At 68.1% G+C, this 17,688-nt stretch carries 17 protein-coding genes; all 17 read right to left on the minus strand.

The genetic code is table 11. The features are described 5' to 3' along the window. Position 1 precedes the first annotated feature (1 nt). The 17 genes from gspM to VFZ09_RS19685 all read right to left on the minus strand — a co-directional run bounded on the left by gspM (position 2) and on the right by VFZ09_RS19685 (position 17,661). Positions 2-559 (minus strand): type II secretion system protein GspM, encoded by a 558-nt coding sequence (gspM, locus tag VFZ09_RS19605; RefSeq protein WP_329729133.1) that lies wholly within the window; start codon positions 557-559, stop codon positions 2-4. Positions 560-562: 3 nt separating this feature from the next. Further along, positions 563-2,161 (minus strand): type II secretion system protein GspL, encoded by a 1,599-nt coding sequence (locus VFZ09_RS19610; RefSeq protein WP_329729134.1) that lies wholly within the window; start codon positions 2,159-2,161, stop codon positions 563-565. Between the two features lie 2 nt (positions 2,162-2,163). Continuing rightward, entirely contained in the window at positions 2,164-3,528 is a 1,365-nt protein-coding gene (locus VFZ09_RS19615) for a type II secretion system minor pseudopilin GspK (RefSeq protein ID WP_329729135.1), read from the minus strand. Position 3,529: 1 nt separating this feature from the next. After that, positions 3,530-4,204 carry a type II secretion system protein GspJ gene (locus tag VFZ09_RS19620; RefSeq protein ID WP_329729136.1) on the minus strand — a complete coding sequence of 225 codons (675 nt, stop codon included), beginning with the start codon at positions 4,202-4,204 and terminating at the stop codon, positions 3,530-3,532. Further along, positions 4,201-5,037, minus strand: coding sequence for a prepilin-type N-terminal cleavage/methylation domain-containing protein (locus VFZ09_RS19625; protein WP_329729137.1), 837 nt, complete (start codon positions 5,035-5,037; stop codon positions 4,201-4,203). Before VFZ09_RS19625 ends, VFZ09_RS19620 begins: the two co-directional genes overlap by 4 nt. Beyond that, complete coding sequence (locus VFZ09_RS19630) at positions 5,034-5,762, minus strand: type II secretion system protein (protein ID WP_329729138.1); 729 nt, start codon at positions 5,760-5,762, stop codon at positions 5,034-5,036. Before VFZ09_RS19630 ends, VFZ09_RS19625 begins: the two co-directional genes overlap by 4 nt. After that, positions 5,759-6,241 carry a type II secretion system protein GspG gene (locus tag VFZ09_RS19635; protein WP_329729139.1) on the minus strand — a complete coding sequence of 161 codons (483 nt, stop codon included), beginning with the start codon at positions 6,239-6,241 and terminating at the stop codon, positions 5,759-5,761. The genes VFZ09_RS19630 and VFZ09_RS19635 overlap by 4 nt, the downstream gene beginning before the upstream one ends. 15 nt (positions 6,242-6,256) lie before the next feature. Next, positions 6,257-6,673 (minus strand): type II secretion system major pseudopilin GspG, encoded by a 417-nt coding sequence (gene gspG, locus VFZ09_RS19640; RefSeq protein WP_329729140.1) that lies wholly within the window; start codon positions 6,671-6,673, stop codon positions 6,257-6,259. Between the two features lie 34 nt (positions 6,674-6,707). Continuing rightward, complete coding sequence (locus VFZ09_RS19645) at positions 6,708-6,878, minus strand: hypothetical protein (RefSeq protein WP_329729141.1); 171 nt, start codon at positions 6,876-6,878, stop codon at positions 6,708-6,710. Positions 6,879-6,891: 13 nt separating this feature from the next. Continuing rightward, positions 6,892-8,148, minus strand: coding sequence for a type II secretion system inner membrane protein GspF (gene gspF, locus VFZ09_RS19650; RefSeq protein WP_329729142.1), 1,257 nt, complete (start codon positions 8,146-8,148; stop codon positions 6,892-6,894). A 66-nt stretch (positions 8,149-8,214) separates the two neighbouring features. Continuing rightward, a complete protein-coding gene (gene gspE, locus VFZ09_RS19655) occupies positions 8,215-10,011 on the minus strand; it encodes a type II secretion system ATPase GspE (RefSeq protein WP_329729143.1) in 1,797 nt (598 codons plus the stop codon). Between the two features lie 3 nt (positions 10,012-10,014). Continuing rightward, on the minus strand, positions 10,015-12,531 hold the full coding sequence (gene gspD, locus VFZ09_RS19660) for a type II secretion system secretin GspD (protein ID WP_329729144.1): 2,517 nt from the start codon (positions 12,529-12,531) through the stop codon (positions 10,015-10,017). A 22-nt stretch (positions 12,532-12,553) separates the two neighbouring features. Next, complete coding sequence (gene gspC, locus VFZ09_RS19665) at positions 12,554-13,465, minus strand: type II secretion system protein GspC (protein ID WP_329729145.1); 912 nt, start codon at positions 13,463-13,465, stop codon at positions 12,554-12,556. Positions 13,466-13,657: 192 nt separating this feature from the next. Continuing rightward, a complete protein-coding gene (locus VFZ09_RS19670; protein ID WP_329729146.1) occupies positions 13,658-15,067 on the minus strand; it encodes a sigma-54 dependent transcriptional regulator in 1,410 nt (469 codons plus the stop codon). Between the two features lie 22 nt (positions 15,068-15,089). Beyond that, positions 15,090-16,079 (minus strand): ParB/RepB/Spo0J family partition protein, encoded by a 990-nt coding sequence (locus VFZ09_RS19675; protein WP_329729147.1) that lies wholly within the window; start codon positions 16,077-16,079, stop codon positions 15,090-15,092. Positions 16,080-16,255: 176 nt separating this feature from the next. After that, positions 16,256-16,720 carry a PaaI family thioesterase gene (locus tag VFZ09_RS19680; protein WP_329729148.1) on the minus strand — a complete coding sequence of 155 codons (465 nt, stop codon included), beginning with the start codon at positions 16,718-16,720 and terminating at the stop codon, positions 16,256-16,258. Between the two features lie 98 nt (positions 16,721-16,818). After that, positions 16,819-17,661, minus strand: a complete 843-nt coding sequence (locus tag VFZ09_RS19685; RefSeq protein ID WP_329729149.1) for a DUF3396 domain-containing protein — start codon at positions 17,659-17,661, stop codon at positions 16,819-16,821. Positions 17,662-17,688: the final 27 nt, after the last annotated feature.

The following is a 17,688-nucleotide window of genomic DNA, read 5'->3' on the forward strand; positions in this document are numbered from 1 at the left end:
GTCATTGCTTCATCTTGTAGGTGGCGACGGTCGTCCAGGCCGTCAGGGTTTCCGAGGCGTCGCGCGGCTCGAGGCGCAGGCTCTTCACCTTCACCACGCCGGGCCCGCGCTCCACCGAGGACAGGAAGTCATGCAGCTTGCGCAGATCCACGTCGGTGAACGTCAGCTCCACCGAGCTCTCGACGATCTTCCCGTCCCCGATGCCCACGTCGTTCTTGGGCGTCATGTTGGGCACGGTCAGCCCCGCCTGGGTGGCCTTCTCCTCGATGTACGTCATCAGCCGCACGTCGCTGCCGGTGAGCTGCTGCTCCACGACCTGACGCTCCTGGGTGGCCTCGCGGTAGCTGGCCGCCAGCGCCTGCACCTCGCGCAGCTTGGCCAGCTTCTGGTCCGTGCGCTTGCGGTAGCCGTCCGCGCTGTTGGCGAAGGAGAAGATGATGACGAACAGGACGAAGGCCAGCACCGCGCCTCCGGTTCCCATCACCATCTGGCGCTCCCGGCCGCTCAGCCGATCGAACCAGGCCTTGGCGTCGTTGAGGAGTCCTCGAAGCTTTTCCATGTGCTAACCCTCCCCGCCCTGGGCCTGCTCGGGGCACTCCACCTGGATGTCCAGGCGGAAGGAGACCTTGCTGCCATCCTTCGTCTTCTCCACCTTGCCCTCCTTCACTTCCTTGAAGCAGCGGTGGCCGCGCAGCGCGGTGGCGATGGTGTCGATCTGCTTGGAGCTGTCGGTGAGGCCGCGCACGCTGATGCGCTCGAAGTCGATGTCGATGCGGTCGAACGTCACCTGGATGTCCGTGGGCACCCGCTGCGACATCTCCGCCAGGAGGTTGACGGCGGACATCTTCGGCAGCGCGGCGGCCGGGCTCTCCACGCCCTTGAGGCGGTTGAGCGCGATGTCGTAGTTCTTCTCGCAGGAGCCGAGGATGCGCTGGGTGACGTCGCACAGCACGGCGTCCACCTGGGCCTCGCGGCGCGCGAGCACCGAGTTGCGCACCACGCCGCTGGCGATGAGCAGCAGCAGCAGGGTGGCGGCGAAGGAGGCCAGCAGCCCCAGCTTGTCCTTCACGTAGTCGTAGTCACCCTTGAAGGCGAACTCGCCGCGGCGCAGGTTGAAGCGCGGCGCCTTGGGGCCCGAGGCCTGGCCGCGCAGCGCGAGCGAGTACGCCTGCAGCGCCGCCGGCTGCTCCGAGGCGGGCACCACCGTGGACGCCTCCTGCGGCAGCGCCAGCACGCGCACGGGCATGCCCAGGTCCTTGCTCAGCTGCTCGGCGAGGCCGGGCATGCGCGCGGAGCCGCCGCACAGCAGCACGGCGCCCACCTGCCGGCGGGTGCGCGCGGTGAAGGCCTTGAAGGACGGGCGCAGCTCGCGCAGCACCGGCTGCAGGCCGCGCACGAAGGCCGCCGCCGCCCGCTCACCATCCGGCCCCTGGGCCGTGGCCGCGCTCGCCAGCGCTCCGTGCTGCTCCTTCCAGTGGTGCGCCTCCGGCTGCGGCGTCTGGAACTCGGCGGCCAGCGCGCGGCTGAGGTTCTGCCCGCCACCGGCGAAGGTCCGGGCGAACTCCACGCCACCGCCGGGCCGGCCGATGGCCAGCGTCGAGCGCTCGTGGCCGATGTCCACGATGGCCACCGCCTCCGCGTCCGTGCCCGCGAACAGGGCCGGCTGCTGCAGCAGCAGGTTCTGGTAGGTGATGCCCGGGTGCGTCACCACGCGCGGGTCCACGCCCACCTCGTTGAGCACCTGCAGCAGCGTGGCCAGCTCCTCGCGGCGCACCACGCCCACCAGCAGCTCGCTGCCCTTGTCCTTCACCTGCGAGGCGACCTGGTAGTCGAAGACGGCCTCGCCCAGGTCGAAGGGAATCTGGCTCTCCACCTCGAAGGGGATGGTGGCCTCGATCCGCTTGGGATCCGTGAAGGGCAGGGCGAGCTGGTGGGTGACCAGCGCGGGGCCGGGCAGCGCCACCACCACCTGATCCGGGTGGTGGAACTCCGGGCGCGCCAGCAGCTCGCGCAGCGCCGTGCGCAGCGTGTCCTGCCGCTCGCCCTCATGATTGCGGCGCACCTCGGCCCAGGCCCTCACGGCCGGGTTGCGGCTATTCGCGTCGAGGAGCAGCCCCTTCACCGAGTGGCTGCCCAGGTCCAGACCTAGAATCCGGGCCATCGTTATTCCTCTCTCCAATACAGGAGCTTGCCGAGCCCATCGTCGAGCCGGACCACGGCGGTGATCGTCTTCTGGACGGACCCCGCCTCTCCCACGGACTTGATGCTGAAGGTGTTGCTCTTGTCGCCCAGCAGGCGGTTGCCGGCCACGTTGGCCTTGAGCTGGGGATTGACGGCGATGCCAGCGGACTCGATGGCGGTCACGAAGTCCGCCACGCCCATGCCGAAGAAGCTGAAGGCCCGCGCCGCGCGGATGCGGGTGATGAGCTCCTGGACGAAAACAGGGTCCCTCAACCGGGGGTCCGGCCGCGCGGGATCCGCCGCCGACAGGATGGCCATGTACATCATCATCGGGTCATCCGTGTTGACGTTGGGCTTGGAGTTGACGTCCGGGTACACCGTGAGGCGGTCCCGGAAGGCGGCCATGAAGCGGTCATTCACCCCATGCACCCGGTACAGCTCGTCCATGCTGTCGAAGCGCGCGTTCTTCGACTCGTAGCGGGGATCGAAACGGCTGTAGGGCCCGTTTTCATCCGAGAAGCCGGCGGCGAACGGGTTGACGGTGTTGTTGGGGTCGAACGCGGACTGCGTCTTGTCCTCGTCCACCCAGTCCTTGATGGCGATGACGACGTCCTGCGGCAGGACGCGCACCCCGTTGGCGTCCTCCTTGGAGAACAGGAACTCGAAGCGCTTGTCTCCCAGCAGGTCCATCAACCGCAGGGCGGTGGGCAGCGCATCACCCGTGCCCGCGTTGAGCCGGTGCAGGTTGAGCTTCTCCTCCTCGTCCTGGATGGTGGCGAGGAAGCAGCCCGAGAAGCCGCCGAAGGAGCGCCGGGAGGGACCCAGGGACAGCTCACCGCCCGCCTTGTCGTCCTCCTCGTCGAGGGGCGGCAGGGCAGGGGGGTCGTCCTTCTCCTCCTCGCCCTCGGCACCACCACCGGCGACCAGGCCCTTGAGCATGTGGCAGTCCACACGCGCCAGCTTCCACAGCTGGATGTTGAGCGAGGAGGCCGGCTGCTGTCCGCCCGCGCCCGCCCCCGCGCCCGCGCCACCGCCACCCGTCAGCTGGGAGAGCATCCCGCCGATGTTGGGGATGGGCGTCTGGTCCACCTGCTTCTGGAAGCGCAGCAGCAGCCGGGAGAGCGCCACGCCGGAGCGGGCCATGTACATGGCCTGCACCTCGTCGCGCTGGTTGGCCGCCAGCTGGAGGTCCACGCGGGTGTTGTAGGCGAACTCCGTGGCCACGACGGTGAGGATGGTGATGGCCACGACGGCGATGATGAGCGCCACGCCTCGGCGGCGGCGGTTTCCCCGCGCATCGCGGCGGGCGTTGGCCGGCCGGGCCTCTGTGTGGTGGGGGCTCGTCATCTCAGTACCTGGGTAGCTCCGTGTTGAGCATCACACGGGTCTGGGTGGTGTAGCGCGTCTCCTTGCCATTCTCGTCGAGCGCCACCAGGGTGATGCGAACACGCGTGGGCAGCTTGGACTTCAGCTCCGTGCGGCGCGTGTCCCACTCGTCCTCCCACTCCTTGCGCTCGGAGTCCCAGTAGGCGAACTCCAGCTTCTTCACTCCCTCGAAGAGCACATCCTTGGTTCCGCCCCGGTCCATCCGGCCTTCAACATTCGGATTCACCCGGCGCATCAGGTCCATGCGGCCGTTGGCCCCTCGCTCCGAGGACGTCTCGACGGAGTACTCCACGATGGCCTGGTCGGACTCCTTGGCGTCCGTGTACAGGCGCTGGTGGGCGAAGGTGGTGATCGTCAGCTTGTCCTCCTCGCCGATGAAGTTGGTGGGCCGGTCGTTCTGGTCGCGGTAGCGCTGGGCGTCGTAGCGGTCGCTCACGTACGCGGAGCCGATCTCCCGCGCCATGCGGTTCATGGCCGCGCGCAGCATGCGGTAGTGGTCGGCCTCTTCCTCCACCACTTCCTTGGCGTTGAAGCCCGTCTGGAAGGCCATGCCCACCATGGCGCCCATGAGCGCGGTGATGGCCACGGCGATCATGATCTCCATCAGCGTGAAGCCACGACGCGCGGAGCGCTTCATCGCGTGCCTCCCTGGATGGCGCCGAGCGGGTTGCTGCCCATGCGCTGCTGCAGCCAGTCCGAGCGACGCATCAGCGGCTGCCCCGTCTGCGGATTCGTCATCTGCCCGTTGGGGCCGGGCACGCCCGAGACGATCATCCCGCTGGCGGGGTCCACCCACTGGTTGTTGGCCTCGGCGGGCTGCTGGCCGCCCTGCGGCGTGAAGGCGCTGTTGCCATTGCGGTCCGAGCCGGGCCCCAGCGACACCACGTGGGTGACGAGGTCCAGGCTCTCCACCTGCGTGCCATCCCTCCAGTAGACGGTGAGGTGCACCTCGCGCACCGTCTGGGTGATCTGCTGGATCATCTGCGTGAACATGGGCTGGGCCATGCCCATCGCCGCGCCCGCCATGGGGTTGGAGGTGGCCTGCGAGGGACCGCTCTTGCCGTCCTTGCCGCCGGCCGCGCCGCCCCCGCCGAACATGGCGGCCAGGCCGCCCATGTCTCCGCCCTCGCCGATGGGCAGGTTGAAGATGGCGCCGATGAGCTGCTCGGGGGACACGCCGTCCGTCTTCGGGGCGATGATCTTCGCCCGCCACTTGAAGTTGTCCCACCCCTCCTGGGAGAAGTCGCCGGACTCCTCGTCGTCGTCGTTGGAGAAGCCCTCGTCGTAGAGCTTCTGCTCCAGGTCCGTCATCTTCGAGCGGGCCAGGAGCGTGGCCACGGTGAGCTTCTTGGAGTAGGCGTGGTTGGAGACCGCGCCGGAGTTGATGTCGAAGATGGCCATCAGCGCCAGCGCCAGGATGGCGAGCGCCACCACCGTCTCCAACAAGGTGAAGCCACGGGAGCGTCTCATGACTTGGGCACCTCCAGTGCCTCGCCGACGATCTCCACCTTACCCGTCAGCGGCGACACGGCGAGCGTCCAGACGTTGTCACCCTGGCGCACGTAGACCTGGGCCTTCTCGGTGAAGCCCTGGGGGAAGAAGTAGAGGTAGGCCACGCCCTTCTCGGCGGGCTCGCGCTGGTGCCGCGTCCACACGGACACGTTGACGCCCGCGGGCAGCTCGCGGGGCCGGACCTCCTCGGCGGTGTACTCGGAGAAGCGCGCGGCGTTCTCCACGCGGCCCTCCTCCTGGGCGAGGATCTCATCCAGGCCGGGCATGTCGTCGCTGCCGCGGGTGAAGTTGCGGCGCGGATCGCTCCGCTTCTGGCCCTTCCTCTCGTCCTCGCGGGCGCGGCTCTCCTCGCGCAGCATGTCGTCGCGGTCGCGCGAGGTGGTGACGTTGCCCGCGGCGCACTCGGCGCGGTAGCGCGTGATGCCGTCCTCGTCCTTGGGGTCGGGCAGGTCGAAGACGAGCCGGCACGTCTTCCCGCTGAGCGCGGCGGTGTCGTAGATGGAGCGGATGGTGCCCGCCAGCTCGGCGGCGGACGCCTTGGCCTTGGAGCCGGTGATGGCGCCGATGGAGATGGTGACGGCGGCGAACAGCACCGCGGCGATGCCGATCGCGATGGACACCTCGATGAGTGTCAACCCGCGCTCCCGGGCCCTGCGCCGCGCGATGCTTCCCTGTGCGGTCATTGCTCTCCCCCCTGCGCCGCCTCCTGCTGCTGAGGCGTCCCGACGATGGCGTTGTTCAGCACGCCACCGCTGATGAGATCCGAGGCGTCGCCGGTGCCGCCGGGCACTCCGTCCGAGCCGTAGGACACGATGTAGCCCTTGCCCTGATCCGACATCCGGTACTGGTAGGTGCGCCCCCAGGGATCGTTGGGGATTTCCTTGATGAGGCCCACCTGCAGGAGCGGATAGAAGTTCTCCGCCTGCGAGGGGAAGCGTCCGGTGATGCGGTGGTAGGACTTGAAGTAACCCTCCAGCCCGCGGATCTCCGCGCGGGCCTGGCGCTGCAGGGGGCTGAGCGTCCTGTCGAAGGTCAGGCTGGCGATGGCGAAGGCGCCCGCCGTGGCCAGGAGGATGACGGCGGCGACCAGGAGCCGCCCCACGCGGGACGGGCGCGCCGTCTCTTCATGCTGCTGCTGCGTGGGAGCGTGCTCGGGGGTCATGGTGCCGTCTCCTGACTACTTCTTGCCCGCGTCGCGCGAGGAGATGTCCGCGTCGGGACCCTCGCCGCCCTGCGTGCCGTCGGCGCCGTAGGACATGAGCACGGGCTTGCCGCCCTCGTTCATGTACACGTACTCGTTGCCCCAGGGATCCGTGGGGATCTTCTCCAGGTTCTGCGTGTCCACCAGCGCCTTCAGGCCGGTGCCCGTGTCGGGGTACTTGCCCTTCTTCGTGTAGTAGAGCTTCAGCGCGTTGTGGATGTTGGCGATGTCCAGCCGGGCCGTGTCCTGCTTGGCCTCGTCCAGCTTGGGAATCACCGCCACGCCCACGGCGGCCATGATGAGACCGAGGATGGTGATCACCACCATGATCTCGATGAGGGTCATGCCGCGGCGGCGGCGCTGCTGCTTCGTCTTCTTGTCGCTCATGGTCATTCCTCTCGTGACTTTTCGGCAAGCCACCGGGCCGTTATCGGGTTGTCTCTGTCAAAATGTCGTGCGGCGGGGAGGTGCCGCCGGCCGTGTCGGCCTGGGAGTCGGAGGCGTACAGGGTCACCCCCACGGTGAGCAGCGCCGCCGTCAGGGCGAGCAGCGCCACGAGGGTGACGCGCTGGATCCACCGGTCGAGCGTGTGGTTCATCGGGAAGCCTCCGTTACCGGATGGCCGAGTTCACCTGCAGAATCGGCATCAGGACCGAGAAGGCCACGAATGCAATGATTACGCCCATGAACACGGTGAGCAGCGGCTCGAGCATGGAGGTGAGGGCGCCGATGCGCACGTTCACCTGGTTCTCGTAGCTGTCCGCCACGGACAGGAGCATGTCCTCCAGCTGGCCGGAGCGCTCGCCGATGGCGATCATGTGGTACACGAGCGGCGGAAACTCGCCCGAGCGCTTGATGGGGGTGGCGATGCTCTCGCCCTCGCGGATGGCGTCGCGGGCCTTCTCCACCACGTTGGCCAGGATGGAGTTGGTGATGACGGCCCGGGTGATGTCCATGGCCGTGAGCAGCGGCACGCCGCTCTTGAGGAGCGTGGCGAGCGTGCGGGCGAAGCGCGAGATGGCCAGCAGGCGCAAGAGGCTGCCGAAGATGGGCGCCTTGAGGGCGAAGCGGTCCCACGCCGGCTTGCCCTTGGGGCTGCGGAAGTAGGTGGTGGCCGCGAAGATGATGCCGAAGATGGCGGGGAAGATGATGAACCACCAGTCCCGCAGGAAGTTGCTGCCCCAGATGAGCATGCGGGTGGTGATGGGCAGGGTGGCCTTCATCGTGGTGAAGATCTTCGTGACCTTCGGGATGACGACCACCATCAGCATGGTGAGGATGCCGGCGCCCACCAGCATCATGATGGCGGGGTAGGTCATCGTGCCGATGATCTTCTGCTGCAGCTTGGACTGGCTCTCGGTGAAGTCGGCCAGCCGCAGCAGCACGGCATCGAGCGCGCCCGAGTGCTCACCGGCGCGAATCATGTTCACGTAGAGCGAGCCGAAGACCTTCTGGTGCACCGCGAGCGCGTCCGCCAGGGAGGCGCCCTCGTTCACGCGGCTCTTCACCTCGGAGAGGATGATCTTCAACCGCTCCTTCTCCACCTGGTCCACCAGGGCGGAGAGGGACTCGACCAGCGTCACGCCAGCGCCCAGCAGGGTGGCGAGCTGGCGCGTGGTGATGGCGATGTCGTCGGTGGTGATGCGGCCGCGGGCCATCTTGCCGAAGTTGACCTCGCGGTCCGCCTGGGCCGCGTTGGCGCCCTTGCGCACGGCGGCACGGCCGCCCTCGGCCTGGCCGAGGACCTCCGTGAGGAACTTGCCGTCCTTGCGCAGCTGCGAGCGCAGGGTCTTCGGCGAGTCCGCCTCCAGCATTCCACGGATGGGTTTTCCGGCCTGATCAAGGGCCTTGTACTCGAAGACTGGCATGGTGGGTCGCGGAGTAGAACCGCGCCCCGGGCCTCTCCCTTCCGGGATAGGTGGGGCGCGAGTCCGTTAGAGGTCTTCCTGCGTGATGCTGAGCACTTCGGCGATGGTGGTCTCGCCCAGGGCGATCTTGCGCGCGCCATCGTCCAGCAGGGTGAGCATGCCGTGGCTCATGGCGGCCTTCTTGATGGTGGAGGCGTCCACGTTCTTCAGGGCCAGCTGGCGCACGCTGTCATCCACCAGCAGCAGCTCGTAGATACCGGTGCGGCCGCGGTAGCCGTTCTGGTTGCACGAGGGGCAACCGGCGGCCTTGTAGATCTTCTCCACCCCGTAGCGCTCCTTGAGCAGCGCCCGGTTGAGGGTGAGCTCCTTGAGCTCCTCGTCGGTGGGCGAGTACTGCACCCGGCAGTCCGGGCACACGCGGCGCACCAGACGCTGGGCGAGCACGGCCGTGAGCGAGGAGGCCACGAGGAAGGGCTCCACGCCCATGTCCACCAGACGGGTGATGGCACTGGCCGCGTCGTTGGTGTGCACCGTGGAGAACACCAGGTGGCCCGTGAGCGAGGCCTGGATGGCGATCTCCGCCGTCTCCTTGTCGCGGATTTCGCCCACCATGATGACGTCCGGGTCCTGGCGGAGGAAGGAGCGCAGGCCCTGGGCGAACGTGAGGCCGATCTTCGGGCTGATGGCCATCTGGCCGATGCCCTTGAGCTGGTACTCGACCGGATCCTCGACGGTGAGGATGTTGAGGTCCGGGGTGTTGATGCGCGAGAGCGCGCCGTAGAGCGTGGTCGTCTTGCCGCTACCGGTGGGGCCCGTCACCAGGATGATGCCGTGCGGGCGGCGGATGACGTGCTCCATCTGCGCGAGCATCTGCGACGCCATGCCCAGCTCGGTCAAGTCCAGCAGCGTGGTGTTCTTGTCCAGCAAGCGCATGACGATGCGCTCGCCATAGGTGGTGGGGATGGTGGACAGACGGATGTCGATGTCGCGTCCGGCCAGCTTGATGCGGATGCGGCCGTCCTGGGGCAGGCGCTTCTCCGCGATGTTGAGCTGGCCCATCACCTTCACGCGGCCGATGATCGCGTTCTGGTAGCGCTTGGGCGGCTTGATGATCTCCTGCAGCACGCCGTCGACGCGGAAGCGCACCAGGAGCTCGCGCTCCATGGGCTCGATGTGGATGTCGCTGGCGCGCTCCTTGGCGGCGCGGAAGAGCACGGAGTTGATGAGGCGGATGATGGGCGCCTCATCCCCCTCGTCGTTGAGCAGGTCCTTGACCTCCTCGATCTCCTGGGCGAGCGAGTCGAGGTCCGTCGCATGCAGCTCGTCCACGAGCTGCTCGGCCTCGTTGGTGGCGCGGTCGTAGACGCTGTTGATGGCGTCCACGATGGTGGAGGCGAGCGCGATGCGCGGGTGGATGTCCCGGCCCAGCAGCATGCGCGCGTGGTCCAACACGGTGGTGTCCAGCGGATCCGCCACCGCGAGGGTGACGCCATCTCCTTCCACGGAGAGGGGGAGGATGCGCGCCTGCTTGGCGAAGTTGATGGGCATCCGCTTGATCAGCTCGGCGTCCACCTCCTCCAGGAAGATGCGGGCGAGGTAGGGCAGATCCAGCTGGAGGCCGAGCGCCTTGGCCACGTCCTCCTCGCTGATGACCTTCATGCCCACCAGGACCTCGCCCAGCCGGCCGCCCTTCTCGGCCTGGAGCTGGAGCGCCTCCTGCAGCTTGTCCTCCGTGAGGCCAGAGGTGTGGCGGAGGATCTCCCCCAGGGGCCGGCCGCACAGGAAGGCGGGGCCATGGGAGACGACCTGGGTGGCGGCGTCTGCCGCGGGCTTGGCGAGTGGGGCGTCAGCGAGCAGGCTCATGTTCTATCTCTCGTCCCCGGTGTCCGGCTGGATGCGCAGGCGCTCCGGGTCTTCGGGCGCGGGCGGAGGCTGCACGGGGACCGGCTCCGCCGCCGGAGTCAAGGAACCCCCTTCGGACGGCGAGACTTCCCCACCGGTGGAAGAGGGCTGCGAGGAGCCGGCCGCCGGTCCGCCCGGCCGCAGGACGCGCTCGCCGGGCTGGCCGGGACCGCCGTTCTCCACCTTCTGCTCCTCGGTGGCCAGCACCCGGCGCATGCGGCCCAGGGGCCCGCTCTTGCGGCTGAAGTCCACCGGCACGTCGTAGCCGGCCACCTGGCCGTAGAACTGCTCCACGAACTGCTGCCGCTCGGCCATCTTGCGCTCGAAGATGCGCCGGAAGTCCGACTGGTCCCGGATGATGTGGGGCGTGAGGAAGAGCAGCAGGTTCGTCTTCGTCTTGCGCTTGTTCGTCTGGCGGAAGAGGTGGCCCAGCAGGGGCACGTCACCCAGGATGGGCACCTTGGCCACGGACTCCAGGACGCGCTCCTGCATGATGCCGCCGATGACCACCGTCTCCTGATCCTTGGCCACCACCGTCGTCTTGGCGCTGCGCTTGGAGGTGGTGGGGCCGAGCACGGGATCCGTGGAGGCGATCTCCTCCGTCTGCTCGGAGATGGTCATGCGGATGTAGTCGCTCTCGTTGATCTGCGGCTTGACGGTGAGCTTGAGCTCCACGTTCTGGCGGGTGATGGGCGCGAAGAAGCTGCCCAGGCCGCCCAGGCCGCCGAGCAGCGACGGGGTGACGCCGCCATTGGTGCCGGGGGTGCCCAGGCCGCCTCCCAGCGAGGAGGGCGAGAAGCCGGACTGGAAGGGCACGTTCTGGCCCACGGTGATCTCCGCCTCCTCGTTGTCGCTGGTGAGGATGTGCGGGGTGGAGAGCACGTTGACGTCCGAGCTCTGCTGGAAGGCGTGCAGCACCACGCCGAAGGCGGGGATGTCGATGCCCAGGTTCTTCAGCTCGGGGATGACGGGGCCCTGCAGGCCGGCGAGGAAGCCGCCGAACTGGGCCAGGTTGGCGAGCGAGAAGGACGGGGGCAGGCCCTGGGTGGTGTACTTGGTGCCGAGGATGCCGGAGCCGGTGCCCAGCGGGGTGCCCAGCGAGTAGCCGCTGTGCAGGTTCAGCCCGAACTCGTTGTTGCGGTCCAGGTTGACCTCCATGATGACGGCCTCGACGAACACTTGGCGCCGCGCCTTGTCCAGCTCGCGGATGACGCGCACCAGGCTGCGGTAGTCGCTCTGGCTGGCGATGATGACGAGCGAGTTGGTGCCCTTGTCGGCGGAGATCTTCACCTCACCGGCGAACAGCTCGGCGGAGCCGCCCGAGGTGCCACCGGGGCGGGGCACGCCCGGAGGAGGCGAGGGGATGGGCGTGCGCGGACGGCTGGAGGTGCCCTGCGACAGCGTCTGCAGCGTGCTGGCGATCTCCTCCGCGTTGGCGTTCTCCAGCGGGTAGACGTTGATGCGCTCGGTGCCGGCGGTGGGGATGTCCAGCTCGCGCACCATGCCCTGGATGCGCTCGAAGGCGGCGGGGCTGGCCACGACGATGAGCTTGTTGGTGCGCTCGTCGGGGATGATCTGCGAGAACGTCACCGGACCGCCGGAGCCGCTGCCGCCCTCCTGGCTGGGCATGGGGATGGCGTCGGGGCCGCCGGGGGGCATGACGGCGGGAGGGCCGCCGCGGTTGGCGCCGGGACGGCCTCCGCCGCCCTTCTGCTCGAAGAGCTTCTGCACCGTGGCGGCCACGTCCGCGGCGGTGGCGTACTGCACCTGGATGATGCGCACCTCGTCACTGGCCGCGCGCGTGTCCAGCTGCTCGATGATGCGCTCGAGCCGGTGCACGTTGGAGCCCACGTCGTTGATGATGACGATGTCCGGCGGGTACGGGATGGTGTCGCCGTCCTTGGACACCAGCTGCTGCAGCACCCCGCGCAGAGGCTCCACCTCCACGTTCTTGATGCGGAACAGCTTGGTGATCATCTGCTCGTTGGTGGTGTACGCCGCGTCCGGATCCACCAGCGTGGGGATGGGGTTCTGCTTGGCGGCGCGCTTGTCCACGATCTTCAGGAAGCGCCCGTGCTGGTAGACGGACAGGCCGTTGGCATCCAACGCCGCGAGGAAGGCGGCGTAGAACTGATCCGCGTCCACCTCCACGCGCCCGTTCTCCGGGCCGATGATGGAGATCTTCCCGCGCACGTTCTCCGGGAGGATGAACGTCCGGCAGGTCGCGTCCGACACGGTCTGCACCAGCTTCTCGATGTCCACCTTGTCGAAGTAGATGCCGTAGCGGGCGCGGCGGCGGACCTCCTCGCACGTGGGCGTCCGACGCACGCCCGTGCTCCCGCCTTCAGGGGACGTCTGCGGGGTGATCTCCCGCTCGGCGGGGGTGCCCGCGGGCGGAGGTGAACCGGGGGCGCGCTGCGCCAGCGCGGGCGCGGCGATCGCCAGGCACAGCAGGAGCAACCAGGACGGAAGCGTCTTCATGGAGGGGCGGGGTAATGCGGGGTTAGCGGATGGTGTAGTTCTTGCGGACGCTCGAACCGTTGCGCTCCAGCTCGATCTCGATGCGCGAGGCTTCCTTCAGCTTGGTGTAGACCTCGAGGGCCTTCTCCGGGCTGTTGAGCTCGAAGCCGTTGATGCGCTTGATGACGTCACCGTTCTGGACGCCGATCTTCGAGTAGATGGAGTCGGGACGGATGGAGAAGAGCTTGAAGCCCTGGGCCTGGCCGTCCTTGAAGGCCGGCACGATGCGCGCCTGCATGGCCACGTCGTTGAGGTTGGCCAGCGTGCGATCGATCTCCGCTCGAGGCACCTCGTAGTCGTTCTCGCTCATGGCGCGGATGCCGCTGCCATTGGGAGGGGCCTGCACGGCGGGCCCGGCGGGCAGCGGCGGCGGGGTGTAGGAGGCCACGGCGGCTCCGTCACCCGGCTGGTTGTCGATGTATTCCTTGCGGCCGGCGTTGATGATGATGACGCGCTCGCGCTCGATGTCGATGACCTCGGCGCCCTGGATCTGGTCACCCACCATGTACGTGGTGGAGCGCTGGTTGTTCATGTCCTGGATGGAGGACACGGACCACATCTTGTCGCTGGCCACCAGGGTGCCCAGCAGCTTCACCCGCAGACCGCTCTTCACGGGAGCGGCGTTGGGATCCACCTCGGGCGGGCCGGAGGGCTCGGCCACCACGGGGTCGGGCTCGGGGATGGCGATGCCGGTGAGGTCCGACAGGCGCTTGAGATCCAGCGAGGCCAACGTCACCGTGGGCTTCGCCTTCTGCCGTGCTGACACCTCGCCCGACGGCAGGGGAGTCATGGCGGACTCGACGAACAGGTTCACCGTGCGCGCCGCCAGCAGAGCGACGAGCAGGATGAAGACCAGGTTCACGGTCCAGAAGTACTTGCGGAAGAAGAGTTCCATCACGCGTCCAGAGAGGGCCTACTCGGGATTGAGCAAGCGGGGTGCCACCCGCGAAGGGGGGCGGGCAACCCGAGCCTTACAGCCAAGTCCTTGATTTCATTCCGGAATAAGCCGGGCCGCTGGTGGCAGGAGCGGACGCCGTGGCGCCGTGGGACAAAATGTCAGCGGCCGAGCAGAGAGCCTGACGGGCTGTCACTCGGCGGGGGGCGAGCCGGGGCCCTCGCCGGTGCCGGGCGTCTCGGAGGCCTCGCGCTCCAGCTTGCGGTAGATGGTGCGGGCGGCGATGCCCAGCAGGCGGGCGGCCAGCGTCTTGTCGCCCTTGGTGTGCCGCAGGGTCTCGTGGATCACCCGGCGCTCGATCTCCTCCATGGGGGTGCCGATGGGGATGACGAGTTGTCCGGCGGAGCCGAGGGGGCCCTTGCGCACCGTCTCGGGCAGATCTCCCACCTCCAGGACGTCCGACCGGGCGAGCACGACGGCGCGCTCCACGGCGTGCTCCAGCTCGCGCACGTTGCCGGGCCAAGCGTAGTTCTCCAGGGTGCTGAGGGCCTCGGGGGAGAAGCCGCGCAACACCTTGCCATTCTTGGAGGCGAAGCGGCGCAGGAAGGCGTCGGCCAGCAGGGGGATGTCCTCGCGGCGGGAGGCGAGGGCGGGGATGCGCACCTCCACCACGTTGAGGCGGTAATAGAGGTCCTCGCGGAAGCGGCCCTCGGCCACCTCGCGCTGCAGATCCTTGTTGGTGGCGGCGACGATGCGGACGTCCACCTTCACCGTCTGGGTGCCACCCAGGCGCTCGAGCTCGCCCTCCTGGAGGACGCGCAGGAGCTTCACCTGGGCGGACAGGGGCATCTCACCCACCTCGTCCAGGAAGAGGGTGCCGCCACTGGCGCGCTCGAAGCGGCCCTCGCGGCGGGCCACGGCGCCGGTGAAGGCCCCGCGCTCCACGCCGAAGAGCTCCGCCTCGAGGATGCTCTCCGGGAGGGCGCCACAGTTGATGGCGACGAAGGGGCCCTTGGCCCGGTTGGACTGCTCGTGCAGGGCGCGGGCGGCCAGCTCCTTGCCGGTGCCCGACTCACCGAGCAGCAGCACGGTGGCGGTGGAGGGCGCGGCCTGGCGCAGGGTGTCCATCATCGCCCGGAAGGCGGGGGACTGGCCGACCATGGAGCGCCCGCCGGTGCTGCCCATCTCCGCGAGCTTCGCCTTGAGGACGCGGTTCTCCGCGGCGAGCTCATGGCGCTCCAGGGCCTTCTGGACGGACTTCACCAGCGAGTGGCGCTTGAGGGGCTTGGTGATGAAGTCGTAGGCGCCATCCTTCATGGCGGCCACGGCGGTCTCCACGGTGCCGTAGGCCGTCATGAGGACGACCTCGACGTCCGGGCGGATGGTGCGCGAGGCCTTGAGCAGCTCCTGCCCGTCCATGCCGGGCATCATCAGATCCGTCACCATGACGCTCACCTCGGGGCGGCGCAGCAGCTCCAAGGCCTCGGTGCCGTTGCTGGCGGTGAGGGTCTCCAGGCCCTCGCGCTGGAAGATGCGCGAGACCGAGTCGAGGTTGGCCCGGTCGTCGTCGACGACCAGGACGGTGGTGGGCGGTGTCGTCATGGTGCGGGCTGCCTTGCAATCCTTATTCCGAATCCTCGGCCAGGAGGGGGCCACTCATCCGGCCGATGTCCTCGCGGTTCACCTTGTCCAGGTTGAACTTCCTGGCGCTGGAGATCATCCGGGCCACGGTGGGCTCGAACTCGACGGGCCCCTCCTTCTTGAAGCGCAGGAAGTTGATGCGGGCCACCACGAAGTTCTTGAGGTAGGGGCTCTGCAGGCCCCGGGCCTTGAGGCCGTCCACCACGGTGACCACGGCGTCGTCCAGCTCCAGGAGCTTGTCGGCGCGGGCCTCGCGCACCCGGAGGGCCTCGGCCATGGGCAGGTCCAGGAAGGACTCGGCGCGCTTGATGAAGGGGTGGTAGGCGCCTCCGGAGATGCGCGGCCGCTTCTCGTAGGCGGCGCCCAGGGTGAGGAAGGCGGGCTCCTCGAAGAGGTGGGCGAACTCGGACTCGCGCCCGGCCCGCGCCCCGGTGAGGCCCCGGTGCATGCGGATGACCTCGAGCGAGCGCTCCTTCAGGTTGTGCGCTTTCTCCGTGTTGAGGGCGAGGATTTGGTAGGCCACGTCCTCCTCGGGCAGCACCAGCGCCATGATGGACTTGCCGCCCAGCAGCTTCGAGGCCTGGAGCCGGTGGTTGCCGTTGGGCGTCCAGTACCGGCCCTCCTTGCGGATGGCGATGATGGGATCCAGGAACCGGTCCAGGCGCTCCATGGCGCCGGCCAGCCGCTTCACGTGGGGCTCGGACACGTCGCGCTGGTAGGGCGTGGGCTCGACCTTGTCGATGGGCAGGGCGGCGAACACCACCGTGTGCGCGCCGAGCGGATCCCGGTAGACGCTCAGCACCTGGCCGCCGTCCTCCTGGATGCCCTGCACCAGCTCGACGGGAGGCGTGGCGGCCTCGCTGGCCACCTCGGCGGCCGTGAGTCCCTTGGACGCGGGCTCGGCCTTCTTGCGGCGGGGCCGGCGCGTCGTGGTGCGGGTGGCTGCCTTCTTGCGCGGTGACTTCGCTGCCATGGTGTTCCCCCTTGTCGAGGCAGGGGCAACCTAGGCGATCGCCACGGCGCGGGGCAGGGGAAACGACTCGGGAAGTCATGCGCTCGAAGGAGTCCTGAGCCGAGACGTGTTCAGCCCCAGGCACAACGGCGCCGCGCACAGCCATGGCAGGACCTCCACCGCGGGCAGGGTGGCACTCATCGCCCGCGCGCCTCGTCTCCACGGAGGACCATGCACGAGCTGAACACCCTGGCCACGAGGCTGTTCTTCTCGTCCTCGACGTCACACTCGATCAGCCCGAGCGTCCGCGTCCGCTTCACCACACGCCCGGTCGCCCGGAGGCGCGCGTTCCAGATGGGCTTGAGGAACTTCGTCGTGAGATCGAGCGTGGTGAAGCTCTCCTCGTCCTCGAGCGTCGTGGCCATGGAAGCGCCCATGGCGAGATCGGCCAGGTCACAGATGACGCCCCCGTGGAGCGTCCCCATGGGATTGGCCTGGCGCGCCGAGGCGTCGAGCTCGACGACGACACGGCCTGTCTCGGCACTGGTGAGCAGGAGGCCCAGCAGCTTCGCGATCGGAGGAGGTGGTGCCTCTCCTCGCATGATCCGCTCGAGAGCCTGGAGGTGCCGCGTGGACTTGGGAGCGGAGATTCGGCCGTTCATGACTTCTCCTCGTTCGGGTGCAGACCCTTCTTTGTATTATGGTCATAATATGAAATGGGATGCGGTTCCAGGGAATCGACGGGGAGGCAGGAGCGTGCTCAGTCGAGGAAGCGGCGCTCCCATCGACGCATGTCCTCCTGGGTGAAGCCGCTCCAGGGGTTCTGCCGATGATGGAGCCATGGCTCCAGGATGCGCGCCAACTCGCGGTGCAACGGCAGTTCGCGCCCCTCCTCGGTATCGCCAGCCTCGGGCCAGTCCCCCAGAGTGACGACGGCTCGCTCACCTTCCAGTTCCCGCACGGAGATATCCGGAGAGGACAGGCGGGCACGTAGACCCGAGGCCCCACCCAGCTCGCCAAGCACCGGCTGACCCAGGAAGGTCAGCCAGTAGGCCCCCCGCACCCGTGTGCCAATGTCCCAGGCGGTGTCTTCCAGGGTCTGGATGTTCATTCCAGGGTAGCGAAAGCACCACGGACGGAGTTCCGCTGAGCCGCCGGGGAGTTGCATCAAGGAATTGAATGCAAGGCTGGCGTGACCGGAGTTGAAGGGGAGCGGCGTTGCCAGTTCCAGCGCCAACTCACGGACGTGGGCGGGTCCATGCGTCTCCAGGTATTCGGGAGGAAGGCAGAAGGAGACCGCGCACACCGCGCCCGGGTTGTTCACGAACAAAGGGGAGTCGAGCGACTTGCCGTAATAATCGAAGGCATATTGGCTGACACCACTCGGAGTCTCTCGCAGTCTGAGGATGGGGCTGCTTCGCTCCTGCAACTTGAGACGGGTGAGGTTCCAGCCCGCATCATCGAGTTCCTGCCAGTCCCCCTCCGGGTCCACATACCAGCCAAGCGCTTGTTGTCCCACCGCGCGCGAATACGTTTCCAGTGAACGCATCACCGCCCGGGCAATCTCCTCGTGGGAGCGGCGCATGTAGAAACAAATGCTCACGCCCTCACGTGCCACGAGCACCCCCTG

It is taken from the genome of Archangium sp. (assembly GCF_036277355.1).
Taxonomy (GTDB): domain Bacteria; phylum Myxococcota; class Myxococcia; order Myxococcales; family Myxococcaceae; genus Archangium.